Raw genomic sequence first — 24,644 nt, forward strand, 5'->3', positions numbered from 1 at the left:
CCGATGCCGACCGGCGGGTGAACCCATCCACGCGTTGAGGCTCAAACTGTTTGTTCGTCGAAGGCTCCGCCGGTTCGTCGCTGTTGTGTTCTCACGACCGGCATTTTTGTCCCGTCCGGCGGCGGACGCGTCTCGAGTCGGTCGCGTCGTCCGTCCCCGCGAATCAGGATCGGTCGCGCCCATCGCGGTTGACATTCCCCAGTCTCTGCTCGCGTGTCTCGCGACATACGTCCTTATACAGACTATATTCCATTGGAGATACGACGCCCACCACTGAAACTGGGAGAAAACCAATTGAATGTGAACGCTTACTGTTATATGCTTCAGTACCATGCCAACAAAACGTGAATTACGACATGTTTGGCGAGGAAACTCGCGATTTCGAGTTCGATCGTCAGGTCAGTGAGGTGGTCGTCGATGGCGCATAAGAAAGAGGAGCGCAAGGAGGACTGTTACGGCGACGAGGTCCGCGACCACATCCTCGAGTTCGCGGACAACGGCGGCTACGAGGCCATCCCCGAGGACGAACGCGAGACGTGGTTCACCCGCTTCAAGTTCTGGGGGCTGTTCCACCAGCGCGACGGGCAAGAGTCGTATTTCATGATGCGGCTGACCAACGCCAGCGGCATCTTAGAGCCCGACCAGCTCCGGACGATCGGCGAGGTCGCCCGCGAGTACGCGAAGGGGCCAGTCGCAAACCCCGAGTTCGGCAACGGCTGGATCGACCTGACGACCCGCCAATCGGTGCAACTACACTGGCTCAAACTCGAGGACATCCCCGAGATCTGGGAGCAACTCGAGGCCGCGGGCGTCCACTCCCGCTCGGCGGGCGGGGACACGATGCGCAACATCTCGGGCTGTCCGCTCCACGGCAAGGCCGAGGAGTTCGTCGAGGCCGGCCCGCTGCTCGAGCGCTTCGAGGAGGAGCTTCGCACGGACGACGCGCTGGCGAACATGCCCCGGAAGTTCAACATCAGTGCCTCGGGCTGTACGGTCGGCTGCGCCCAGGACTCGCTCAACGACATCGGGTTCGAGCCGGCGACCAAGGAGATCGGGGGCGAGGAGGTCCGCGGGTTCAACGTCCGGATCGGCGGCGGCCTCGGCGGCCGACAGCCCCGTGCCGCGACGCCGCTCGACGTCTTCGTCCGCCCGGAGAACGCCTACGAGGTCGGCCGTGGCTTCGTCGAACTCTACCACGACTACGGCGACCGCCAGAACCGCTCGAAGAACCGCGCCCGGTTCTTCGCCGAGGACTGGGGAATGGAGAAAATTCGGGACACGCTCCAGGCGGAGTACGTCGACTTCGAGATGCACACCGCGGGCGAGGACTTCCGCGAGGAGTACACCTACAACGCCGGCCGCCCGGTCGAGGACGGCCAGCACGACCACGTCGGCGTCGGCGACCAGAAAGACGGGGGGAACTACGTCGGCCTGAGCGTCCCCGTCGGTCGCCTCCCCGCCGAGGACGCCATCGAACTGGCCGATCTGGCCGACGAGTACGGCTCCGGCGAGGTCAGACTGACCCGCCGCCAGAACCCCGTCATCGTCGACGTCGCCGACGAGGACCTCGCGGCCCTGCTCGCGGAGCCGCTCCTCGAGACGTACCCCGCCGAACCGAGCCCCTTCGAGCGTGGCGCGATGGCCTGTACGGGTACCGAGTTCTGTTCGATTGCGTTGACCGAGACGAAAGCGCGGATGGCCCGCATGCTGCGCTGGTTCAACGAGAACGTCGAGTTGCCCGACGACGTCGGCAAGATCAAGATGCACTACTCCGGCTGTACCGCGGACTGCGGGCAGGCGATGACCGCCGACATCGGCCTGCAGGGGATGCGCGCCCGCAAGAACGGCGAGATGGTCGAGGCCTTCGACATCGGCGTCGGCGGCGGCGTCGGCGAGGACCCCTCGTTCATCGACTGGGTCCAGCAGCGCGTGCCCGCCGACGAGGCCCCCGGCGCGATCCGGAACCTGCTCGAGGCCTACGCGGCCCACCGTGTCGACGGGCAGTCGTTTCGTGAGTGGGTCGACGCCACTGCCGAGGAACAGCTCGTCGAGTTCTGCGAGCCCGAGGAGACGGACTTCGAGGCCCCCTATATGGCCGACGCCAAGCAGTCGTGGTACCCCTTCGCCGAGAGCGAGTCCGCGGCCGCCGCCGGCGAGGGGTCCGCGGTTCCCTCGGACGACTGAGACACCGGCGATGCCACGGGCTCGGTGAGTCGCTTCTTCGAGCGTGTGTTTATCAGTTCACGGACCGTACTGTCACCCATGCCCGAAGAAGTACTCTTCAAATCGGAAACCGAACAGAGCCGAGCGGAGATCGCGTCGATGCTGCGTCGCGTCGCCGACAACTTGGACGACGGAAAATCGATCACGCTCACGGCCGGTGCCGACTCCGTGACGATGGAGCCGCCCGCCCGGCCCACCTTCGAGGTCAAGGCCGAGCGCGAGGGACCGGCCGACGGTCCGGGCGAACTGAGCGTCGAGTTCGAACTCGAGTGGGACGAGGACAACGGTGGAGACGGCGGGAGCGGGGAGTTGGAGATCGAGTAAGCGACCGCCGGCCGGCCCCCGATCGGCCCCGAAGCGCGCCGTCAGCGGTGTTCGCGCGTTCGCTCGTGGGCGTAGTCCAGCGCCTCCTCAAGCGAGCCCGGGCCGTCGTAGCTGGCCGAAAACAGGTCCATGAAATCGCTGGCGATCCGGTTACAGCGTTCGAACGTCAGAACGGTTCTGACCCGGATGGTCTCCGAGAGATCGAGCCCGGGATAGCTCGTGGCCGTCAGCGCGTAGCCGGGGTGGTCCTCGCCCTCCAGCGAGGCCGGCGCGACCTTCAGCCGCAGGTCTCCCGATTCGTGACGATACGTCCGATACTGCATCTCTCGGTCCGTATCGGCCGGGGTATACGTCCGAGACTCTTCGGTGGTCCACTCGAGCGGCACGTCGGCTTCCATCGGTCACTGATACCGACCCGAGTGCCACGTTCGTATCGCAATGTGCAATATTATCGGACGGTAGTCCAGGTATTCGAGAGATGGGGAATTTCCTGCCGAGAATTGGATTATATTCTGACTGTGCGTGTTCGTATCCGTGGTCTATTCGGACGATCGGTGAACTCCCGGAAATCGACGGCGGGGTTCGATATCCGGTCGGTCGCCACCGGTCGGTTCCGACGGCGCGCACCCGGGGCGGTCAGTCGTCCCGTATGACGGTCTGTTCGCCGCCGGACGCCTCGTCGGGGCTGACGCTGCCGGTCCGGTAGCCGTGTAGATCGAGCGTGACGTGGTCGAACCCCAGCTCCGAGAGTTCCGCGCGGACCGTCTCGACGAACTCGCGTTCGAGCGCCCGCTCGAGTTCGTCGGGTGCGACTTCGATGCGGGCCAGCCCGTCGTGGTCACGGACCCGGAACTGGTCGAACCCCCATTGTCGGAGCAGGGCCTCGGCCCGTTCGATCCGGGTCAGTCGGTCTTCGGTGACCTCGAGTCCGGTCGGGATCCGCGAGGAGAGACAGGCCATCGAGGGTTTGTCCGCGACCGAGAGATCGTATCGGTCGGCGATCTCGCGGACCTCGTCCTTCGAGATGTCGTGAGCCAGCAGCGGCGAGTGGACGTCCAGTTCCTCGACGGCCTGCAGCCCGGGCCGGTGGCCAGCGCCCGGATCGTCCGCGTTCGTCCCGTCACAGACCGTCCCGACGCCGAGTTCCCGGGCGGTCTCGAGCATCTCGCCCAGCCGCATCGTCCGGCAGTGATAGCAGCGATCGTCGTCGTTTTCGACGAACGCGTCGCTCTCGAGTTCGGAGAAGGAAACGATCTCGTGGCGGATCCCGATCTCGTCGGCCACCCGGCGGGCGTCCGCGAGTTCGGCCTCGGGGAGGGTCTCGCTTTTGGCGGTGCAGGCGATCGCGTCCTCGCCGAGCGCGTCGTGGGCGATCGCGGCCACGGCGCTCGAGTCGACGCCGCCGGAAAAGGCCACGACGACCCCGTCACGTGCGGCGAGATCCGCGCGGGCGGCCTCGAGTTTCGCCTCGAGCGTTGTCATGGCCCGACGTTGGGTCCCGACGGGCAAAAGCACGTTGTCGTCGGTCCGACGGCCGTAATCCGCGCGCCGAGCCGTTAAGACGCCGTCGGTGGTAGGGCGCGTGTTCAGACCATCATGGCTGTCTCAGATCACCTGCGACGGTTGCGGTCGATCACCGACACGGAGGGCCACACCAGCGACGTCGACGCCCACTCCCGCGAGGAACACCTCGCCGACGCGGTGGCCCGCGGGATCCAGGGTGGAGTCGTCGCGACGCTGCTTATGACCGCCTTCAGACTCCCACTCTTGCGATCGCTGCCGCCGTCGGCGAACTTCTGGTCACAGTACGTCGCCGGCGGCGATCCCGACGATCACCCCATTCCCGGAATCGCACTGCACCTGCTCTACGGGGTGAGTTCGGGCGCGCTCTTCGGCGGGCTGTTCTCGCTGTACACCGCCGGCCGGTCCATCGAGCCCGAACAGCGCGGGCTCGTCTGGGGCTCGATCTACGGCATGGTCCTCTCGGCGGTCGGCGTGCAGGTCGTGTTGCAGGGACTGCTGGACATCCGCCTCGAGGCCGACGAACTCGCCCTGTTCCACGCCGGTCACCTCGTCTACGGCCTGTCGCTGGGGGCCTGGGTCGGCTCCCGAACCGAGGGCGTCGCGGACCCCGACCGGGAGTACGAGTACGACGACGGCAACTGATCGCGGCTCCGATCACGCGGCTTCGGTGGCCCGCTCGGTTACTCCGGATCGAAGCCGCCGACGAGTCGCTCGAGCGCGAACAACGCGATCGCACCGACGGCGGCCCACGCGGCGGTCAGTGCGATCGTCTCGGTCGTCCAGGCGGTGGTTTCTCCGATGTTGTGCAGGGGTGCGGGGACGGAGCCGGCGATGAGACCGACCAGGAAGAGCAGCGTCACCCCGCGATTGCGCGTCAGCGCGGCGCGGACGACGCGGGCGATCGTCACGAGGCCGACGAGCCCGCCGGCGACGAACAGCGCGACGGTCGTCCCCGGATCGACGACGGCCGAGAGCGAGCCGCCGCCGAGCAGGTCCAGCGCGGCGCGGACGAACGCGCTCAGTTCGCTCGAGAGGAAGACGTACTGACCGAGCAGGATCAGGATCAGCGAACCGGAGATGCCGGGGAGGATCATCGCGCTGATCGCGACCGCGCCGGCGACGAGGATCACCGCGGGGCCGCTCCCGGGCAGTTGGACGACGTCGGCGGCGACCAGCAGGGCCAGCGTCGTCCCCGCGATCCCGGCGGCGACGTGGGTCGGCGAGGCGAACTCGAGGCTCCGCCCGAGCGTGATCGCCGAGGCGGCGATCAGCCCGGTGAAGAAGCCGAAGATCGCGATCGGATGGGACTCGGCCAGCGACGAGACGAGATCGGCGATGAGGACGACGGCGGTGACCATTCCGACGCCCAACGGGAGCAGGAAGTCGAGATCCAACTCGAGGAGCGCCTCCCGCGCCCGGGCCCGGCGATCGGGATGGTAGCCACGCAGGACGGCGATGGCCCGGCTCGGCGTGAAGGCGGTGACGGCGGCGATCAACCGGCCGTAAAAGCCCAGCAGGAGTGCGACGGTGCCGCCCGAGACCCCCGGCAGGGCGTCGGCGGTCCCCATACAGAGCCCGTAGCCGTAGGTCCGAAGCAACTCGAGGCGGTCGCCGACGGCCTCGGATCGGTCATACTCCATGGGTTCGGTTCCGTCGTTCCGGTCCTGTGGTGGGGGTCGGTCGCGATCGCCGGTTCGACTGCATGTCCGGTAGGTTCCCGTCCACTCGTATAAATGGTCGACAACGCTGTCAGCCCGTGTGTCGCGGGGACGACACGCGAGCCTGATCGTGCGCCTGCCGACGTGGGCGGGAACTTTTTCTCGCTCCGGTTTGATACGCCGGTCGAGACTATGGACCTCGAGTCGATTCCGGGCGTCGGCGAGAAGACGGCCCGAGCGCTGGCCGAACTCGACGATCCCGAGCGCGCGCTGCGGGCCGGCGACGTGGCCGCGATCGCGGCCGCGCCGGGGATTTCACAGGGGCGGGCCGCCCGCATCGCGCGGGGGGCAATCCGTCGCGATCACGACGACCCTGGCGGGTTCCTCGCGACCGACCGTGCCCGGGAGATCTACCGCGAGGTCCTCGCGTTGCTCGAGGAGCGTACCGTGACCGACTACGCCGCCCAGCGCCTCGAGACGATCTACCCGAGTCCGACGCGCTCGCGCATCGAGGAGGTGCGGGCGTTCGCGGCCGAGGCCCTCGAGCGCGAGCCCGATCCCGCCGTCCTCGAGGCCCTCGAGGGGCTCGAGCCGCTCCGGGAGCCGGGCGACGTACGGGTCCGCGAGCGGTGTCTGGCGACGACCGACGCCGAGCGCTACTCGGCGGCCCGCGAGGCGATCCCGGAACTCTCCGTCGAGGTCGTCGAGGACGCACAGGGGCTGGCCGAACTCGCACGGGGGTACTCGACGGTGATCGCCCTCGACGAGTCCTTCGCCGGGGTCACCATCGAGGGCGACGTGCAGGTCCGGCCCGACGCCCTCGAGAACCCGGCCGAAGTCGTTCCCGAGCGTCCCCTCGCGTTCTTCGCGCGGAACCGCGATCGGTTGGGGGCCGCCGTCGCGGTCCACCGGGCCGCCGACATGGACGCGGCCTGTGACCTCGCGGCCTTGGAGAACGGCCTCTCGCGGCTGGCAGAGGACGGCACGGTCGCGGGCGACGACGAACTCGACCGCCTGACGACGGCGGTCGACGATCTGGACGCGGCGGCAAGCGCGGCCGAGAGCGTCGCCAACGACCGCCTACGGGAGGCGATCCGTGAGCAGGACGTCACGATCGAGGGCTCGGACCTGCTATCGCTGGTCGAGCGCGGGGCCGGCGTCGACTCCTTGCTCTCGCGGGAGCTGGCCGACGAGTACGCCGCGGCCGTCGAGGCCGCCCGCGACCACCTCGTCGACGCGCTCGATCTCGATCAGGGCGAGAGCGAGATCGCCCGCCGCGCGTTCGGCGACGAGCCCACGTTTCCCGTCGAGCGCGACGAGGACGCGATCGGCCGGCTTCGCGAGGAGCTGACCGCGGCCAAGGAGCGCCGCGCCGGCCGCCTGAAACGCGAGCTCGCTGCCGACCTCGCCGACCAGCGCGAGGGAGCCCGCCAACTGGTCCGGGACGCACTCGAGCTGGACGTGGAGCTGGCGATCGCCCGCTTCGCGCGGGATTTCGGGTGTACGATGCCCGAGTTCGTCCCGGCGGGCGAGGCGAGAGGGACCGGCTTCGCGATCGAGGGCGGCCGGTCGCCGCTGCTCGACGAACCCCTCGAGGCGATCGACCCCGTCGACTACGCGGTCTCGGGCGTCGCCTTGCTGTCGGGGGTCAACAGCGGTGGGAAGACGTCCACGCTGGACCTGGTGGCAAGCGTCGTCGTGCTGGCCCACATGGGGCTGCCGGTCCCCGCCGAGAACGTGCGCCTGCGGCGGTTCGACGACCTGCACTACCACGCCAAGACCCAGGGGACGCTAGACGCGGGGGCCTTCGAATCGACGGTGCGGGAGTTCGCCGACCTCGCCCAGGGCGGCGAGGGGTCGCTGGTGCTGGTCGACGAACTCGAGAGCATCACCGAGCCCGGCGCCTCGGCGAAGATCATCGCGGGCATCTTGGAGGCACTGTCGGAGAACGGCGCGACCGCGGTGTTCGTCTCCCATCTGGCGGGCGAGATCCGCGAGATGGCCGGCTTCGACGTGACCGTCGACGGCATCGAGGCGGTGGGTCTCGTCGATGGCGAACTCGAGGTCAACCGCTCGCCGGTCAAAGACCACCTGGCGCGGTCGACGCCGGAGTTGATCGTCGAGAAGTTGGCCGACGAGGCCCGGGACGAGGCGGTCGCAGCGAACGGCGGCGCTCCGAACGACGGCGACCCCGAGCCGGTCTTCTACGATCGCCTGCTCGAGAAGTTCGACTAGTACAGCGGGACGAACCGGCGACGTGAGCAGTCGGTCACCCGGCTCACCCTACTTCTGCGGGCTCCCGCCGTGCCACTCGAGGATGTTCTTGTGCCCCCACTTCTCGCCGTCATCCCCGTCGTCGGTCAGCGCCGCGAGCGACTCGGCGTCGTTCATCTCGAGGAACTCGGCGAGGTCGTCGACGTAGGCGGCGACGGCGGCGATCGTCTCGTCGTCCTGGAGTGCGAACGCCTCCTTCACCGAGTCGGGCATCCCGTCGGGTGCGATGTACGTCTCCGAGCGGGCGTACTCGCCGATTCCCCGTAGGGTCTCGGGCGAGCAGTCCTCGAACTGCTCGAGCAGGAAGTCGGGGATCGCCTCGGGTGGGTCCGGTCCGATCATATCCATGATACCCATCCATATGGTGAATATTAACAATTATGTATTGTTACACAGAGGCATGATTGGTATCGACCGAGCGTGTGAGCCGGTCACCAACCCTTAAGACGCTGCGGAAGCAGGGTGAAAGTGATGGGAGACGACCCCGAAGAGGGGATGTTGTCGTGGGACGAATCCGTGTTCAGGGACGAACACGTCTTCGAGATCGACTACGTCCCCGAGACGTTCAAGCACCGCGAGGGCCAGACCGAGAGTCTGACCTATGCCTTGCGCCCGGCGGTGCGGGGGTCGCGCCCGCTGAACGTCGTCGTCCGCGGCCCGCCCGGGACGGGCAAGACGACGGCGATCCAGAAGCTGTTCGACGAGGTCGGGGCCCAGACGAGCGACGCGCGGACGATTCGGGTCAACTGTCAGGTCAACGCGACCCGCTACTCCGTGTTCTCGCGGCTCTTCGAGGGTACCTTCGACTACGAACCGCCCTCCTCGGGCATCTCCTTTAAGAAGCTGTTCGGCCAGATCGCCGAGAAACTCGTCGAGGAGGACAAGGTCCTCGTGGTCGCCTTGGACGACGTTAACTACCTCTTCTACGAGAACGAGGCGAGCGACACGCTCTATTCGCTGTTGCGCGCCCACGAGGAGTACCCCGGCGCGAAGATCGGCGTCGTCGTCGTCTCCTCCGATCCCGCACTCGACGTGATCGACGAACTCGACTCGCGGGTCCAGAGCGTCTTCCGCCCGGAGGACGTCTACTTCCCGGTCTACGATCAACCCGAGATCGTCGACATCCTCGCCGAACGGGTCACACGCGGCTTCCACGAGGGCGTCATCGACCGCGATACCCTCGAGTACGTGGCCGAACTCACCGCCGAGAGCGGCGATCTGCGGGTCGGGATCGACCTGCTGCGCCGGGCCGGACTCAACGCCGAGATGCGGGCCAGCCGTACCGTCGAGCGCGAGGACGTCGAGACGGCCTACGAGAAGTCCAAATACATCAACCTCTCGCGGTCGCTGTCGGGGCTGACCGACACCGAGCAGGCGCTGCTCGAGGTCATCGCCCACAACGACGGCGAGCAGGCCGGCGCGGTCTACGAGGCCTTCCACGAGCGGACCGATCTGGGCTACACGCGCTACTCCGAGATCGTCAACAAGCTCGACCAGCTCGGGCTGATCGACGCGGACTACGCCGACGTCGAGGGGCGGGGCCGCTCCCGGTCGCTCTCGCTGTCCTACGAGAAAGACGCGGTACTGGAACGACTCGAGTAGCACCTGTCCGCGGTCGATACCGCCAGCTCAGACCTGGTCGATGGTCCTGCGGTAGTCCTCGGCCGCCTCGATGGCCGACTCGAGTTTCGCCTCCGTGTCGCCGTCGGCCCGCTCGCGGGCCTGCCGGAGGGCGTTGAGCCGCTCGTCGAGGACGGCGTGGTCGGGTTTCGTGTCGCTCATCGCGTAGTCGGCGAACGCGTCGGTCGTCTCGCGGATGTCCTCGCGGACCTCGTCGCTCTCGGCCGACTTCGCGGCCGCCTCGAGGGCGTCTCGGGCCTGCTGGAGTTGCTCCGTCATGGGCGGACCGACGGCGACTCGAGTCATAACGATTGGGCGGGCAATCGCCACGTGGGGGCAAACGAGCGGCCGCTCGGGGTGAGACTGCGAGTGCTGTAGCCGTCCGCTACGGACTGGCACGTCTCGAATACGAGGGGCCTACCGACGACAGGAGCCGGATACGCGCGGGTCGTCCCGTGGAAACGGCGACACTACTCGTGATACTGACTGCGGGCTTTTTTCGGTCCCAGTCCCCGGATCCGGTTGCATCATGCCAGTATCACGACGAACGGCCCTGAAAACGATGGGCATCGCGGGCGGACTGACTGCGGTGAGTGGCACCGCGTTCGCCGTCGGCGAATATAAAGACGACGAGCGATCGGTCGACGGGAAATCCGACGACGATGGCTCGACGGGCACGCAGGGAGCGGCCGTCCGGATCGCACACTTCTCGCCGGACGCACCGAACGTCGACGTCTACGTCGCGGGCGACCGCGTCCTCTCGGACGTGGCTTACGGTGACGTCTCGCCCTATCTCGAGATCGACCCGGGAACCTACACGGTGATGATCACGGCCGCAGGCGATCCGGAGACGGTCGCGTTCGAGGGCGACGTGACGTTCGGCGCCGCGTTCTACACCGTCGCCGCGATCGGCGAACTCGAGGCCGACACCTTCCAGCCAGCGGTCCTGGTCGACGCCGGCTCGGCGCTCGTCCGGCTCGTTCACGCGTCGCCGGACGCGCCGGCCGTCGACGTCTACGCCGACGGCGAGCCGGTCTTCGAGGACGTGGCATTTACCGACGCGACCGACTACGTCCCGGTGCCGGCCGGGGCGCGCACCGTCTCGGTCCGGCCGGCCGGCGGCGAGGAAGCCGTGGCCTCGTTCGACGTGACCCTCGAGCGGGGCACCGCCTACTCCGCGTACGCGATCGGCTACCTCGAGCCGCCGACCGAGGCCGATCCGATGTTCACCGTCGAGCCGACGGTCGACGGGCCGATGGCCGACGAGGGGGACGACTCCACCGACAGTAACCACTGACGGTCGGTACACGCCCGATCGCGAGACAGCGCCGCGGTCAGCGTGACGGTTCGCCATCGAACACGACGGTCCGGTGAGCCACCTCGTCGACGGCTGCCGGACCCGGCGGTTTCGGCGGCCACAGTGTTCGTCGCGACCCGCCGCCAGGAGCCGATGCGACATGCGAGCGGGTCAAGTGGCTCGAGCCCCTGATGCCGCTAATGAGCGACGCGCAAGGACCCCTCCAGCCGGACCGTCCCGACGTCGACCGACCGTTCTCGGTCGACGCGCCCTTCGAACCCGCGGGCGACCAGCCCGAGGCGATCGAACAGCTGGCCGCGGGCTTCCGCGAGGGCATGGACAAACAGACGCTGCTCGGGGTGACCGGCTCCGGGAAGACGAACACGGTCTCGTGGGTGGTCGAGGAAATCCAGCAGCCGACGCTGGTGATCGCCCACAACAAGACCCTGGCGGCCCAGCTCTACGAGGAGTTTCGCAACCTCTTCCCGGACAACGCCGTCGAGTACTTCGTCTCCTACTACGACTACTACCAGCCCGAGGCCTACGTCGAACAGACCGACACCTACATCGACAAGGACGCCTCGATCAACGACGAGATCGACCGATTGCGCCACTCCGCGACCCGCTCGCTGCTGACGCGGGAAGACGTCATCGTCGTCGCCTCCGTCTCCGCGATCTACGGCCTCGGTGACCCGCGCAACTACGTCGACATGTCCCTGCGTCTCGAGGTGGGCCAGGAGATCGGCCGCGATGAGTTGCTCGCTCAGCTGGTCGATCTGAACTACGAGCGCAACGACGTCGACTTCACGCAGGGCACGTTCCGGGTCCGGGGCGACACGATCGAGATCTACCCGATGTACGGCCGGTACGCGGTCCGGGTCGAGTTGTGGGGCGACGAGATCGACCGCATGGTCAAGGTCGACCCCCTCGAGGGAAAGACGCAGGGCGACCAGCAGGCGGTGCTGGTCCACCCCGCGGAACACTACTCCATCCCGGAGACGAAACTCGAGCGGGCGATGGACGAGATCCGCGACGATCTCGACGACCGGATCGCCTACTTCGAACGGCAGGGCGACATGATCGCCGCCCAGCGCATCGAGGAGCGGACGACGTTCGACCTCGAGATGATGGAAGAGACGGGCTACTGTTCGGGGATCGAGAACTACTCGGTCTACCTCTCGGACCGCCGGTCGGGCGAAGCGCCCTACACCCTGCTCGACTACTTCCCCGACGACTTCCTCACCGTCGTCGACGAGTCCCACCAGACCCTGCCCCAGATCAAGGGCCAGTACGAGGGCGACAAGTCCCGCAAGGACTCGCTGGTCGAGAACGGCTTTCGATTGCCCACCGCGTACGACAACCGCCCGCTGACCTTCGAGGAGTTCGAGGCAAAGACCGACCAGACGCTGTACGTCTCGGCGACGCCAGCCGACTACGAGCGCGAGGAAAGCGAGCAGATCGTCGAACAGATCGTCCGACCCACGCATCTGGTCGACCCCGCGATCGAAGTCGCGGACGCGACGGGGCAGGTCGAGGACCTGCTGGACCGCATCGACGACCGCATCGACCGCGGCGAGCGGACCCTCGTGACGACGCTCACCAAGCGCATGGCCGAGGACCTGACCGAGTACCTCGAGGAGGCGGGCGTCGACGTGGCCTACATGCACGACGAGACGGACACCTTGGAGCGCCACGAGATCATCCGCTCGCTCCGGCTGGGCGAGATCGACGTCCTCGTCGGCATCAACCTCCTGCGGGAGGGACTCGACATCCCCGAGGTCTCGCTAGTGGCGATCTTGGACGCCGATCAGGAGGGCTTCCTCCGGAGCGAAACGACGCTCGTCCAGACGATGGGCCGAGCCGCGCGAAACGTCAACGGCGAGGTCGTCCTCTACGCGGACGAGCCCTCGAACGCCATGGAGTCGGCGATCGAGGAGACCCAGCGCCGCCGGGAAATCCAGCAGCAGTACAACGAGGACCACGACCTCGAGCCGACCACCATCGAGAAGGAGATCGGCGAGACGAACCTCCCCGGAGCCAAGACCGACACCACCGAGGTCTCCGGCCGGGAACTCGAGGACGAGGACGACGCCGCCCGCTACATCGACGAACTCGAGACCCAGATGCAGGAGGCCGCGAACAACCTCGAGTTCGAGTTGGCTGCCGACATTCGGGATCGGATTCGGGAGGTTCGGGCGGAGTTCGACCTCGCAGGCGAGGAAGACGAGGGGATCGCGCCGCCGACCGAGGAGTTCTAGCGCTTCGATTCCGTGCCGTTCTCCCGCTCGAGGCTACCCGGCACCACGGGACAGCCACAGGGCGAAGCGGTGCCGACGCCGGGGCCGGTGACGGTCACGACCCAGACGGGGCGACCGCAGCGGGGGCAGTCGGGGACCGACCACTCGTCGGCCGGATCGTCGGCCGGTTCGGAGTGGACCGGCCTCGAGTCGGGGGCGTCGCTCATCGGTTCCTCCGCGGGGGGCGTGGCCGATCCCCGCGATCGGGTGCCGTCGCTGGTCGCTGGAGTTGATTCCACCGTCGTGCGGGACGTTTATATCCCGGTAGAATGTACGATTTCATGGCTTTGAATCCCTCGTGGGATTGGAAGCCAGTCTCGGGTGGTTCCAGCACCCGGGGCGTTTCGACGGCCGCCCCCAACCGGTCGGGCGTTCGGAGACGGGCTTCCGGTTGAATGTTGGCACACTGTAACTTATAACTACTGTTAACTGTGTGGAAACTACTGCGGACGCCTCGAGCGCTCCCGTCCGTCGTCGACGAACACGATTCGTCTCGTTCTCCGCCGCCGAGCGCTCTCGAGCGACAAATACCGGCAGTGAACGCCTACTGTCCGGGTACCGAGACGGGTTCGCCGGCCTCGTTCAGGTTCGTCCAGACGTCGCCCGATCCCGTGATCACGACTTCGAACTGGTGGGGTCCGCTCCCGACGGCGTCGCCGTACGAATTGAACGACACCACCGCGACAGTGTCGTGGGTAACGGACTGAGCGGTCAAACTGTAGACGCCCGGCGCGCCGTCGAAATCGCTCACCGTCAGTGCCTCGCCGGACGCCGGAACGGTGTACTCCCCCCAGACTGGACGGCTCGTCGAGTCGTCTCGGGGCGCATAGACGAGGGTCAGCGCCATCTGCTCCGCTTGGCCCGTCTCGGTCTCGAGGACGATGCGCTCGAGCGTCGCGCGGTCGCTCCGCTCGGGACCGGTGTTCGTCGACGGCAGGGCGCACCCGGCGAGCCCGACGATGCCCGCTGTACTCGCAGTGTGACCGAGGAGGGCGCGGCGGTGCATACCCGTCGTATGAGCGATCGTCAGCAAATACTTTCCGACGAGAGAAGGCAACAATCAGTCGATCGGAACACGGAGTCGATCGGCGTCTCTGATCGCAGGAACCTCACAGCACGCCGAACCCGAACTCCGCCATCCCGAAGACCGGCCCCCACAGCAGGTGGAGCGCAACGCCGACGACGACCGCCGGCAGGAAGTTGTATATCGTGGCGACGATGGCTGCTTTGGCGTCGACGGCCAGCAGCGGGAACAGGGCATCGCCGTCCTGTGCGATCGCGTTCGCGGTCAGCGCCGAGAAGGGCAGTCCGCCTTCGGCGTAGACGCTGGCCAGCAGGATCTGGGGACCACAGCCGGGGATCAGCCCGACCGCCGCGCCGCCGATCGGGGCCAGCACGCCGGCCGTCGCCGCGAGCGTCGCGACGTTGACCCCGCTGAAGAGGACGACGTACTCGTAGACAAGGAAGGCCACCAGCACCCAGACGGTGACGAAGCTCGTCTCCATCGCCGCGTGGGTGAGCGTATCGTAGGCCGACTTGAAGGAGTCTCGAGCCCGTGCGATTTCCCCTTCACCGACGTAGTGACGACCGATCAGGTAGAGGTACAGCGACAGGACCGCACCGGTGATCCCGACGATGGTAAAGAGGCCGTCGAAGCCGAGGCCGGTTGTGAGCGGGATTTCGGGCCCGCCGCGGAACAGATAGAGCGAGCCGAGGACGAGCCCAGCCGCGGCGGCGATCCACCACACGACGTGCGCGAGGTGTGACAGCGGCGTGAGGATCCGTGACTCCCGGTCGGGGCCGCTCTCGTGGGCGTGAGTCGGGGCCGGACCGCCGTAGTCGTGGGCCGGGTTCGGTCCGACGCCGCCGTTGACGACGGTGCCGCCGTCCGGCGTCGCGGCGGGCGAGAGCTGGGCCACTGCGGCGTCGATCCGGGAGACGCCGAGGCCGTACGAGTCGACGAGGTAGCCGGTCGCGACCGATGCGGCGAACGCGATGGCATAGGAGTACAGCGCCGCTTCGGGCGCGAGCGCGAGGATGACGAACGCCGAGTCGCCGGCGGTGGCACCCAGCGTCGCGACCACCGTCCCGAAGCTGACCGTCCCGCGGACGTACAGCGGCATCACGACGATCGCGCCGCCACAGCCCGGCGTCAGTCCCAGTAATCCGCCGAAGGCGACTTGTAGCCGCTCGTTGTCCTCGATGGCACTAATCACGGCCCCGCCGGTCCAGTACTGGACCAGGCCGAACGCCAGCACCGTGACCGCGACGAACGCGCTCACCTGTACGTAGCCGTCCCGCAGCGACCCGAGGAGGACCGTCAGGACCTCGTTCACGCGACCTCACCCCTACTGTGAGGCCGATCGACCGAAAGATTAGACATCTCTAAACCTAGGTTTAGCACCATCAGGTAAATAGCTGCTGGTGGCGACAGTCGGGCTGTGACGGAGGCTCGAGGCGGCCGCTGAGTGCGAAGACGGGCGCGGAAGGGGTCACGACGGTGGCGGTCGAAAACGGCGTCGTCGCTATTCGCGGTCGTCCCGGTGGTGGTCGTCCCGGAGGTGTTCGATCGCGTGGAGTTCGACGACGGGGAAGACCTTGGAGACGGTCAGGAAGATGAGCGCCACCATGCCGATCGTCCCGAGGATCGACAGGACCTCGATCAGTCCCGGGACGTAGACGCCCGGGACGGCCTCGTAGATGTCGAAGGTGGGGTGAAGGAACCCCTCGACGACGAACAGCACCTTCTCCATGATCGTCGCAGTGAGGACGGCGAGGCCGGAGACGATCGCTCGTCGCTTGGTAAACAGCGTCGGGCGAATCGCCTGGGCGAAGATGTACGACAGCGTCAGGAAGACCAACGACATCGACGTGAGGTAGATGGGGTTCGTGGCTCTGGCGAACGCTGCGATCGTCAGGTCGGTGGGGGCCTGGAACAGGCCGGTAATGTTCTGCTGGAGTTGCAGCCACAGGAAGAGCAGACAGAAGAAGCCGAGCCAGAGGAGCAGTCCGCGGAAGATGTCGTCGGTGATGATGTGATCCCAATCGTACGCGCGTCGGAACGAATAGGCGAGGATAATGACGCCGCTGATGGCCGACGTGAGTGCGATGGTAAGGAACTGGGGCCCCTGTACGCCGCCGAACCAGGTCGGATAGTTCGGCAACACGGCGAACAGCCACGGGATCACGCCGCCATGGAGGAGCAGCGGGGCCATGATGATGATCGCAAGCGCGAGCCACCAGACCATCCGCTCGACGATCGCGTCCTCTTTTTCGGTGTAGCCGATCGTCATGAACCGGTAGATCGGATCCAGGCGATCCGGAAGGTCATCACGGAGCCGACTGACGTCGTACCGCAGCGTCAGCGAGAGATAGGTCGCCGTCAACACGAAATAGGCCGTGATGACGGTCACGTCCCACACCAGCGGCGAGCCGTGGATCGTGATGTGGTAGTGACCGATGACGCTCGTGACCATCCGGTCCGGCCGACCGAGGTGGACGATGATATAAAAGCCAGCTGCGGAGAGCCCGGCGATGGTCAGCAGCTCGGCGAGGCGGGCGACCGGCATGTACCGATCCATCCCCAACAGGCGGACGGCGGCCGAGAGGATGATTCCGCCGTGGGCGATGCCGACCCACCAGATGAACGCACCGATGTAGATCCCCCACGTGGCGCCACCGCCGCTTCCCCAGTCACCGAGGGCAGTGACGATTAACCCCTCTTGGAGCTGGTAGGCCCACCCGATGAGGAAGGCGAGAAACGCCAGCCCAGCGATGGCAACCATGATGAAATACGTTGTCGATACCGACCCGATCGGCCGCAGAATGTCGGCCTCGCTCGGCGTTTTCGTCCCCATGTGCGACACTATCTCTCACTAGCGGCCCACTTGCATCCGTGCTATGAATTTGCAAGGACACTGTCGATCATCGCGGTCTCACCGGTCAAGCGGTGTGATCACAGCTCGAGCGTGTAGACGACTTCGCGCCGCTGCTTGCCGCCGATCTCGACGTCGTCTTCGCCGGTCGGCTCGAACCCGTGATCCTCGTAGAACTCGCGGCCGCCCTCGTTCGAGGCGAGGTCGATCGCCCGCATCCGCTCCATGTTGAAGTCCTGGAGGTCCTCGCGTAGCCGCTCGTAGAGTCCGGTGCCGATCCCCTCGCCTTGGTGGTCGGGGTGGACGGACATCCGCAGAACATCGCCCTCGTCCTCGGTGACGACGCCGTGGGTGAAGCCGACGATGTCTCCGTCTTTCTCGGCGACGAGGAACGCGGTGCCGGGTTTCGACAGCGCCATCTCGAGGGCCTCGTCGCCGTACCACTCGTCGATGGTCTCGTCGATGGTGTCGGCGTCGAGTTCGTCGTAGGTGTCGTGCCACGTCGCCCGGGCGACGCGTCTGATCGCCGATCGGTCCTCGCGGGTGGCTGGTCGGAGTTCCATACCGGGACTACGATAGCGAGTAACAAAGCCCTTCCACCCGCTCAGTTAGGTCCCCTCGTCGATCGGCTCGGCGGGTGGCTACAGTTCGAGCGTGTAGACCGCTTCGGGGTAGTACTCGCCGTCGATCTCGACCTCGCCCTCGTCGGTCTGCTCGAAGCCCAGCCCCTCGTAGAACCGGCGGCTGGCGTCGTTGAACGCGAAGTCGAACGAGCGGACTTCCTCGGCCTCGGTCTCCTCGAGGGTCGCCATCAGCCGCTCGTGAAGCGCCGAGCCGACCCCCTCGCCCTGGTGGTCGGGGTGGACGTACATCCGGAGGACGTCGGCGGTCTCTCCCTGTGCGACCGCATGGGTGAAGCCGACGAGTTCGTCGTCGCGTTCGCAGACGAGAACGACCGTTCCGGGGGCCTCGAGCGGCATCGAGTCGTCGGTGTACCACGCGTCGACGGTGTCGTCGATGGTCTCGGCGTCGAGTTCGTCGTACGTATCGTGCCACGTCGCGCGAGCGACGGCCGTGATCGCGTCGAAATCGTCTTCCGTCGCGGATCGAACGTTCATACCGCATCATCGAACGTGAGACATAAATAACTCGCTGACATGGCCGGGCCGGCGAATATTGCCATCGCGACCGATTTCACTCCCGCACGTCGAACCCCCGCTCGCGAAGCAGTTCCGGCACCCGATCGCGGTGGTCACCCTGAAGTTCGATACGTCCCCCGTCGGCGACCGTCCCGCCGGTTCCCAGCGCGCTCTTCAGGTCCGAGGCGGTCGATTCGATCTCCGCTTTCGAGAGGTCGAACCCCTCGACGATCGTCACCGGCTTGTCGTACCGGCGGCTCTCGGTCCGGATCGACAGCACCTGCTGGGACGTCTCGAGGTCGCCCTGACTGTCGAGTTCGTCGAGCAGGTCGTCGAGGTCGTCGTCGTTGCCTGCCATACGGTATCATGGGGTCCGGCCGGGGGATAGCCCTGTCCTTGCCCTCGCAACGGGGTCGACGCGACCGCCGACGCGCCGGCCTACAGCCGCGATTTGATCGTCTCGGCCGTCTTCTCGCCGACCCCCTCGACGCTCCGGAGGTCCTCGAGGCTCGCCTCGCGGACGTTCTCAACGCTGCCGAACCGCCCCAGCAGCCGTTTGCGCGTCTCGGGACCGACCCCCTGCACGTCGTCTAACACCGTTGAGACCTCGTCGCGGACGGTCTGGTGGTACTGCACGGCAAAGCGGTGAGCCTCGTCGCGGACCCGCTGGAGCAGGTGAAGGTGTGGCGCGTCGCTGGGCCACGAGAACGACCGCTCGGGCGTGACCACGCGCTCCTCGGCCTTGGCCAGCGCGATCGCCGGCACCTCCCAGCCCGCCTCGGCGAGCGCGTCCCGGGCCGCTTCGAGCTGACCCGCGCCGCCGTCGATCAGGAGCAGGTCGGGATCGGGCCGGTCGTCCCGCCCCTCGACGGCGCGGGTCGCGCGCCACTCGAGCAGGGCCCGCATGTTGTCGTAGTCGTCGTTCTGATCGGTGAGTTTCTTCCGCCGATACTCCGCCTTCTCGGCGCTGCCGTCGACGAAGGCGACGTTACTGCCGACTGCTGCCGTTCCCTGGGCGTGGCTCACGTCGAACCCCTCGATCCGGCTCGCCGACTCGATCTCGAGGGCGTCGGCGAGCATCGCACACTCGTCGCGCCGGCCCATGTTGCGCCGGGCGTTCTTCAGCGCGAGTTCGACCAGTTTGGCCTCCCGGCCCGCACCCGGCACGCGGACCGAGACGCCCTCGGTCGCGAGCCACGCCGCAACCTCCCCGTCGCCGTGGCGCTCGGGTAGGAGAAGGGCGTCGGGCAGTTCGCGCTCGGCGTAGTACTGGACGAGAAACGCCGACAGCACCGCGGGAACGCCCCCGCCGATCGCGCTATCGCTTCCCGCGGAGCCGGGGGCCTCGAGCGTGTGGCGGTCCCGGTCGACCAGCTTGCCGTCCTCGGCACGCAGGCGGGCGACGGTGGCGTCCTCGCCCTCGATAGCGACGCCCAGCACGTCGACGCCCCGCTCGTCGCCGACCGACTGGACGGCCTCGCCCCCCTCGCCGTGGAACGCCTCGACGGTCTCGAGCCGGTCCCGCAGGTTCGCCGCGCGCTCGAAGTTCTGACTCTCGGCGGCGGCCTCCATCTCGCGGCGCAGCGGGTCCGCGAGGATCCCGGTCTCGCCCTCGAGGAACCGCTCGACGGCGGTGACGTCCTCGCGGTAGCTCTCGATATCGATCTCGCGGGTGCAGGGTGCGGTACAGAGCCCCATCTCGTAGTCGAGGCAGGGTCGGTCCCGCCCCGAGTACTTGTGTTCCGAACACCCCCGAACCCCGTAGGTCTCCTGCAGGGCCTTCACGACCGTCTCGACCTGCGTCTTGCTGGTGTAGGGCCCGAATACCGTCGCCGACTCGCTGGGATCGCGGGTGATCTCGATCCGGGGTGCGTCGTGGTCGGTCAGTTGGACCATCGGGTAGGACTTGTCGTCCTTGAGCCGGACGTTGTAGCGGGGCTGGTGGCGCTTGATCAGGTTCGCCTCGAGCAGCAGGGCCTGCGTCTCGGTGTCGGTGACCGCGATCTCGACGTCGTCGGCCCGATCGACCATCCGCCGGATCCGCGCGCTGCGGGGGTCGGCGTAGGACCGCACCCGGTCGCGCAGATCGACGGCTTTCCCGACGTAGAGGGTGGTCTCCCCGTCCCGGAACTGGTAGACGCCGGGCTCGCGGGGCAACGATCCGGCGCGCTCGCGAACCCCATCGGCTTCCATCGGCGGCCCTATGGAGGCAGGGAATTTCAGCCTGACTCCTCGCCGTCCGCTTCGTGTCCCTCGCTCCGACCGCCGCCCCCGTCGATCGGCTCCGGTCGGATCGCGGCCTCGAGGTCGGCGACGACGCCGTCCTCGACCGCTGTGTCGGTGACGGGAACCGCGAGATCGGCCCCGCCGCTGACCCGGATCACCAGCCGTCGCGACCGCGAGCGGACGTAGCCCACAGCGAAAACGACCGCAAAGAGCAGCGCAGTGAGGGCGAGCGCGACCGCGCCCCACTCGAGGACGAGCAGCGCCGTCCCGACGCCCTCGCGGACGGCTCCAGCGAGGTCGGACACCGGCGGGAGGCCCGGTGCGGACGGGAGCCCGACTGGCACGAGACCGCCGAGGGTCGCCTGCGACGCCTCCAGCAGGCCGACGCCGACGACTGCCGCGGCAAGCGACAGGACGAGCCACGCGAGCCGATCGGTCGACTCGACGGTCACCGTGCCGACGTTCGGTCGATCGACGGCGCGGAAGTTCCGGCCGTCCCGGTCGGGAGTGAACGCCAACAGCCGGCGGTTCGTGACGACGAGCGTCGCCGCCTCGAGGTCGGCGCGGTGGTCGATCCGCTCGCCCTCGTCACACAACTGCTCGACGCGCTCGGTCCACGCGGTGGCCCGATCGCCCTGCGCTCTGGCCATCGGTCGCCGCTCCCAGCCCGCGGCCCAAGTACGTCGGGCTCCGTTCACGCGTGTAGGGAGCGCCTTCCGAGCCGCTCGAACACGGTACATTCTCGGTCGTCGGGGGACAACCCGACGCGTATGAGTGACTCGACGGTACAGTGCTGGCTCGTCGAACGGGAACTGGGCGACCGCGACTTCGTCACGCTCGTCTACGCGACGCCGGACGGCTCGCGCTACCAGCAACGACAGCGCTCCTCGACGGCGCTGCGGACCGGCGCGACCGTCACCGCGGCCACCGAGGTCCCCGAGGACGAACTCGAGCCGGTGCCCGACGAGGAGACCCGCAAGCGTTACGCGACGGAGGTCGACCGGACCGCGGACAAATACGATCCCGACGACCCGATCTGACTCTCTCTCCACCCCCGAAACGTGAGAAATAAGGATACAGTACGGCTGTCACGGCCGATATGGTCCTTCTTCGGCAGACTCCTGATGTCACAAACCTTATCGGGAAACGCTGCGACCACACGGCCATGCCCGCTATCACAGTCGACGAGCTGACCAAACGCTTCGGTCAGACCCTCGCGCTCGAAGACCTCTCTTTCGAGGTCGAAGAGGGCGAGGTGTTCGGCTTCCTCGGTCCCAACGGTGCTGGCAAGTCGACGACGATCAACGTCATCCTGGACTTCGCCCGGCCGACTGCGGGCGAGGTCAGCGTCCTCGGTATGGACGCCCAGCACAACAGCCGCGAGATCCGGCGTCGAACCGGCGTCCTCCCCGAAGGCGTCGAACTCTACGACCGCCTGACCGCCCGCCAACACCTCGAGTTCGCCATCGAGTCGAAAGACGCCGACGACGACCCCGAAGCGCTGCTCGAACGCGTCGGTCTGGTCGACGCGATCGACCGGAAGGCCGGCGGCTACTCGAAGGGGATGGCCCAGCGGCTCATGCTCGCGATGGCGCTTGTCGGCGAGCCCGATCTCCTCATTCTGGACGAGCCCTCTACCGGCCTCGACCCCAACGGGGCCCGCGAGATGCGCGAGATCGTCCGCGAGGAAAACGAACGCGGTGCGACCGTCTTCTTCTCGAGTCACATCATGGAGCAGGTCGAGGCGGTCTGTGACCGCGTCGGCATCCTGCGCGACGGCCGGATGGTCGCCGAAGACTCCGTCGAGGGACTGCGCGACTCCGTCGAGGGCGGCACGACCCTTCGGGTCACCGTCGACCGGATCGACGACGACGCCCTGCAGGCGGTCCGCTCGCTACCCGACGTAAGCGACGCCACCGTCGACGGACACGAGCCGCCGACGGTCGTCGTCACCGTCGACGGCTCGAAGACGGCCGTCCTCTCGGCGCTCGAGGACCGCGGCATCGAGATCACGGACTTCGAGACCACGGAGGCGTCGCTCGAGGACGTCTTCCAGTCGTACACGACTGACGCCGGGACGGAGGTGCATGCTCGATGAGTTCCGAAACCGGGACGCCGGCGGAGTCGGCAGGCACGAGCGGGTCGGCCTCGAGTTCGATCAACCCAGAGAGCGTTCGTGCGGTCGCGAAGAAGGACTTCCAGGACTCGATCCGTTCGTGGCTGTTCTGGGGGCTGTCCGTCTTTTTCTTCACGCTGATGGCGGTACTTGCCGGCTTCCTCGCGTGGGCGAACCCGGACGACTTCACGACGCTCGATTTCATCGGGACGATCAGTCAGGTGACCAAGCTCGTGATCCCGCTGATCGCGCTGGTGCTTGGCTGGAAGTCCATCGCCGGCGAGCGCGAGAGCGGCAGCATCAAGGTTCTCCTGTCGCTGCCCCACTCCCGGAAGGACGTCCTCCTCGGGAAGCTGCTCGGCCGGACGGCCGTCCTCTCGCTGTCCCTGATTATCGGCTTCCTCATCGCCATGGTCGCCGTCGCCTTCGCGGTCTCGGAGTTCTCCCTGCCCGCGTATCTCGGCTTCCTGGTGATGACGCTGCTGTACGCGCTGGCGTACATGAGCATCGCCGTCTCGCTGTCGTCGCTGACCCGCTCGACGACGATGGCCGGCGCGGCGATGTTCGGCGTCTTCGTCCTGTTTTACATCGTCTGGAACTCGATCCAGCAGGCGCTTCGGCTCCTGATGAACCGCGACTACTTCGAGGGCGTCGCGTATACCGTCTCCGGGCCGGGCGGTCGACAGCTCGAATTCACCCGGCTCCCCGACTGGGCGCTGTTCATCGACATGATCGATCCCGGCAACGCCTACCAGAACACGATCACGATCTTCAGCGCCCTCTCGAGCGATCAGATCGGGACGGCGTACAACGAGGCGGCGTTCCCCGACGGGCTGCCCTTCTTCCTGCAGGACTGGTTCAGCTTCGTCATCCTGCTGTTCTGGATCGCCGTGCCGATCGCCGTCGCGCTCTACCGGTTCGACCGCGTCGACATCTGATCGACGGACGGCATCGATCCGATTTTCGCGTTCGGCTCCCGTTCGGCAGGGCGATTTACGGTACCCGTCGTGATACCCCCGCCCGTGACCGACTGCATCTTCTACGGCGGCAAAGGCGGCGTCGGGAAAACGACGTGTGCGGCCGCGACGGCCCTTCGGCTCGCCGACGCGGGCCGAGACACGCTCGTCGTCTCGACCGACCCCGCCCACTCGCTGTCGGACTCGCTCGAGACCGATCTCGGTCCCGAGCCACGCGAACTCGAGGCCGAGGCGGGGAGCGACGCGGCGAGCGGGAGCCTCTGGGCCGTCGAGATCGACCCCGACGCGCGAAAGGAGCGTTACGAACGGCTGGCGCGGGCGCTGGCCGCCGACCTGCGCAGCGCCGGTATCCGGCTCGACGACGAGGAAGTCGGCCGGCTGTTCGCCGGCGGCGCGCCGGCCGGTAGCGACGAGATCGCGGCGCTGGATCTGCTCGTCGAGTACGTCGACGACGGCGACTGGGACGTCGTCGTCTTCGACACCGCGCCGACGGGCCACACTCTCCGGCTGTTCGACACCCCCGAGGTGATGGGACTGGCCCTCGAGACGGCTCAGTCCCTCCGGGGACAGGCAAAGCGGATCGGCGACGCCGCCCGGACGGCGGTGCTGGGCCCGATGTCGATGTTCGGGAGCGGCCGCGACGACGACGAGGAGGGCCTCGAGTCGTTCCGGGCTCGCCTCGAGCGCGCCCGCGACCTGCTGACCGATCCCGAGCGCACCGAGTTCCGGGTCGTCTTACTGCCGGAATCGATGGCGATCGCCGAGTCCGAGCGACTGGTGGCGACGCTGCGCGAGGCCGACGTGCGGGTCGACCGACTCGTGGTCAATCGGGTGTTCGAGGACCCCGAGGACGGCTGTTCGCGGTGTCAGTCACGTCACGAGCGACATCTCGAGCGGGTCGCGGAGATTCGAGCGACCTTCCCCGATCTCGAGGTCGTGACGCTGCCGGAGCGCGAGGGCGAGGTACAGGGCCTCGAGACGCTGCTTTCGGTCGGCGGCCGACTTCGAAGCGAGCGGTGACCGTGCGCATCAGTCGCGGACCCACTCACCGTTGAGTTCGTCGTTCGAGTGACCTTCGATCGCTGGAGGCGTGA

25 protein-coding genes are annotated in these 24,644 nt (G+C 67.3%); 11 read left to right on the forward strand and 14 right to left on the reverse strand.

The genetic code is table 11. The annotated features are described in order from the left end of the window. Window positions 1-417: 417 nt before the first annotated feature. Window positions 418-2,184: a nitrite/sulfite reductase gene (locus NP511_RS10995; RefSeq protein WP_049965153.1), complete on the forward strand. Its 1,767-nt coding sequence runs from the start codon at window positions 418-420 to the stop codon at window positions 2,182-2,184. Window positions 2,185-2,262: 78 nt separating this feature from the next. Next, complete coding sequence (locus tag NP511_RS11000) at window positions 2,263-2,547, forward strand: amphi-Trp domain-containing protein (RefSeq protein ID WP_049965152.1); 285 nt, start codon at window positions 2,263-2,265, stop codon at window positions 2,545-2,547. Between the two features lie 41 nt (window positions 2,548-2,588). Here NP511_RS11000 and NP511_RS11005 read toward each other — a convergent pair whose 3' ends face one another. Then, window positions 2,589-2,945: a hypothetical protein gene (locus tag NP511_RS11005; protein ID WP_006183246.1), complete on the reverse strand. Its 357-nt coding sequence runs from the start codon at window positions 2,943-2,945 to the stop codon at window positions 2,589-2,591. A 238-nt stretch (window positions 2,946-3,183) separates the two neighbouring features. Further along, window positions 3,184-4,029 carry an ATP-dependent sacrificial sulfur transferase LarE gene (larE, locus tag NP511_RS11010; protein WP_006648592.1) on the reverse strand — a complete coding sequence of 282 codons (846 nt, stop codon included), beginning with the start codon at window positions 4,027-4,029 and terminating at the stop codon, window positions 3,184-3,186. Window positions 4,030-4,143: 114 nt separating this feature from the next. On the opposite strand from larE, the gene NP511_RS11015 reads away from it, so the two are divergent. Beyond that, complete coding sequence (locus NP511_RS11015; RefSeq protein ID WP_049965151.1) at window positions 4,144-4,713, forward strand: DUF6789 family protein; 570 nt, start codon at window positions 4,144-4,146, stop codon at window positions 4,711-4,713. Window positions 4,714-4,751: 38 nt separating this feature from the next. Here the strand turns inward: NP511_RS11015 and NP511_RS11020 are convergent, their stop codons facing one another. Next, window positions 4,752-5,711, reverse strand: coding sequence for a DUF368 domain-containing protein (locus NP511_RS11020; protein WP_049965150.1), 960 nt, complete (start codon window positions 5,709-5,711; stop codon window positions 4,752-4,754). A gap of 210 nt (window positions 5,712-5,921) precedes the next feature. Between NP511_RS11020 and NP511_RS11025 the strand changes: the two genes are divergently transcribed. Next, a complete protein-coding gene (locus NP511_RS11025) occupies window positions 5,922-7,964 on the forward strand; it encodes a MutS-related protein (RefSeq protein ID WP_049965407.1) in 2,043 nt (680 codons plus the stop codon). A gap of 48 nt (window positions 7,965-8,012) precedes the next feature. On the opposite strand, the gene NP511_RS11030 is transcribed toward NP511_RS11025, so the two are convergent. Next, window positions 8,013-8,351 (reverse strand): hypothetical protein, encoded by a 339-nt coding sequence (locus NP511_RS11030; RefSeq protein ID WP_006648596.1) that lies wholly within the window; start codon window positions 8,349-8,351, stop codon window positions 8,013-8,015. A 123-nt stretch (window positions 8,352-8,474) separates the two neighbouring features. On the opposite strand from NP511_RS11030, the gene NP511_RS11035 reads away from it, so the two are divergent. Next, window positions 8,475-9,605 carry an ORC1-type DNA replication protein gene (locus NP511_RS11035; protein ID WP_049965149.1) on the forward strand — a complete coding sequence of 377 codons (1,131 nt, stop codon included), beginning with the start codon at window positions 8,475-8,477 and terminating at the stop codon, window positions 9,603-9,605. A 27-nt stretch (window positions 9,606-9,632) separates the two neighbouring features. Here the strand turns inward: NP511_RS11035 and NP511_RS11040 are convergent, their stop codons facing one another. Then, complete coding sequence (locus NP511_RS11040; RefSeq protein WP_006648598.1) at window positions 9,633-9,902, reverse strand: DUF7553 family protein; 270 nt, start codon at window positions 9,900-9,902, stop codon at window positions 9,633-9,635. Window positions 9,903-10,185: 283 nt separating this feature from the next. On the opposite strand from NP511_RS11040, the gene NP511_RS11045 reads away from it, so the two are divergent. Further along, on the forward strand, window positions 10,186-10,920 hold the full coding sequence (locus NP511_RS11045; protein ID WP_049965148.1) for a DUF4397 domain-containing protein: 735 nt from the start codon (window positions 10,186-10,188) through the stop codon (window positions 10,918-10,920). Between the two features lie 200 nt (window positions 10,921-11,120). After that, complete coding sequence (gene uvrB, locus NP511_RS11050; RefSeq protein ID WP_049965147.1) at window positions 11,121-13,178, forward strand: excinuclease ABC subunit UvrB; 2,058 nt, start codon at window positions 11,121-11,123, stop codon at window positions 13,176-13,178. Here uvrB and NP511_RS11055 read toward each other — a convergent pair. From NP511_RS11055 to NP511_RS11095, 9 genes are all read right to left on the reverse strand, one after another. Next, the gene (locus NP511_RS11055; RefSeq protein ID WP_233274324.1) at window positions 13,175-13,456 is read right to left on the reverse strand and encodes a hypothetical protein; all 282 of its coding nucleotides are present in this window, start codon (window positions 13,454-13,456) and stop codon (window positions 13,175-13,177) included. The two genes, uvrB and NP511_RS11055, sit on opposite strands and share 4 nt — an antisense overlap. A 305-nt stretch (window positions 13,457-13,761) precedes the next feature. Continuing rightward, window positions 13,762-14,223, reverse strand: a complete 462-nt coding sequence (locus NP511_RS11060) for a hypothetical protein (protein WP_049965145.1) — start codon at window positions 14,221-14,223, stop codon at window positions 13,762-13,764. A 103-nt stretch (window positions 14,224-14,326) separates the two neighbouring features. Next, window positions 14,327-15,553, reverse strand: a complete 1,227-nt coding sequence (locus NP511_RS11065; RefSeq protein ID WP_049965144.1) for a putative manganese transporter — start codon at window positions 15,551-15,553, stop codon at window positions 14,327-14,329. Window positions 15,554-15,742: 189 nt separating this feature from the next. After that, window positions 15,743-17,074: an NrfD/PsrC family molybdoenzyme membrane anchor subunit gene (nrfD, locus tag NP511_RS11070; RefSeq protein ID WP_049965143.1), complete on the reverse strand. Its 1,332-nt coding sequence runs from the start codon at window positions 17,072-17,074 to the stop codon at window positions 15,743-15,745. A gap of 98 nt (window positions 17,075-17,172) precedes the next feature. Next, window positions 17,173-17,655: a GNAT family N-acetyltransferase gene (locus tag NP511_RS11075; protein ID WP_006648605.1), complete on the reverse strand. Its 483-nt coding sequence runs from the start codon at window positions 17,653-17,655 to the stop codon at window positions 17,173-17,175. A gap of 78 nt (window positions 17,656-17,733) precedes the next feature. Continuing rightward, a complete protein-coding gene (locus NP511_RS11080) occupies window positions 17,734-18,210 on the reverse strand; it encodes a GNAT family N-acetyltransferase (RefSeq protein ID WP_006648606.1) in 477 nt (158 codons plus the stop codon). A 76-nt stretch (window positions 18,211-18,286) separates the two neighbouring features. Continuing rightward, a complete protein-coding gene (locus NP511_RS11085) occupies window positions 18,287-18,589 on the reverse strand; it encodes an SUI1 family translation initiation factor (protein ID WP_049965142.1) in 303 nt (100 codons plus the stop codon). 80 nt (window positions 18,590-18,669) lie between these two features. Beyond that, window positions 18,670-20,424, reverse strand: a complete 1,755-nt coding sequence (locus NP511_RS11090; protein ID WP_049965141.1) for an excinuclease ABC subunit C — start codon at window positions 20,422-20,424, stop codon at window positions 18,670-18,672. Between the two features lie 26 nt (window positions 20,425-20,450). Then, window positions 20,451-21,107, reverse strand: coding sequence for a hypothetical protein (locus tag NP511_RS11095; protein WP_049965140.1), 657 nt, complete (start codon window positions 21,105-21,107; stop codon window positions 20,451-20,453). 120 nt (window positions 21,108-21,227) lie between these two features. On the opposite strand from NP511_RS11095, the gene NP511_RS11100 reads away from it, so the two are divergent. From NP511_RS11100 to NP511_RS11115, 4 genes are all read left to right on the forward strand, one after another. Further along, window positions 21,228-21,497: a DUF7967 family protein gene (locus NP511_RS11100; RefSeq protein WP_049965139.1), complete on the forward strand. Its 270-nt coding sequence runs from the start codon at window positions 21,228-21,230 to the stop codon at window positions 21,495-21,497. Between the two features lie 125 nt (window positions 21,498-21,622). Next, window positions 21,623-22,555 (forward strand): ABC transporter ATP-binding protein, encoded by a 933-nt coding sequence (locus tag NP511_RS11105; protein ID WP_049965138.1) that lies wholly within the window; start codon window positions 21,623-21,625, stop codon window positions 22,553-22,555. Further along, window positions 22,552-23,511: an ABC transporter permease gene (locus NP511_RS11110; RefSeq protein ID WP_049965137.1), complete on the forward strand. Its 960-nt coding sequence runs from the start codon at window positions 22,552-22,554 to the stop codon at window positions 23,509-23,511. The genes NP511_RS11105 and NP511_RS11110 overlap by 4 nt, the downstream gene beginning before the upstream one ends. A gap of 84 nt (window positions 23,512-23,595) precedes the next feature. After that, window positions 23,596-24,570: an ArsA family ATPase gene (locus tag NP511_RS11115; protein WP_049965136.1), complete on the forward strand. Its 975-nt coding sequence runs from the start codon at window positions 23,596-23,598 to the stop codon at window positions 24,568-24,570. The last annotated feature ends 74 nt before the right edge of the window (window positions 24,571-24,644 follow it).

It is taken from the genome of Natrinema thermotolerans (assembly GCF_031165565.1).
In the GTDB taxonomy this organism is placed as follows: domain Archaea; phylum Halobacteriota; class Halobacteria; order Halobacteriales; family Natrialbaceae; genus Natrinema; species Natrinema thermotolerans.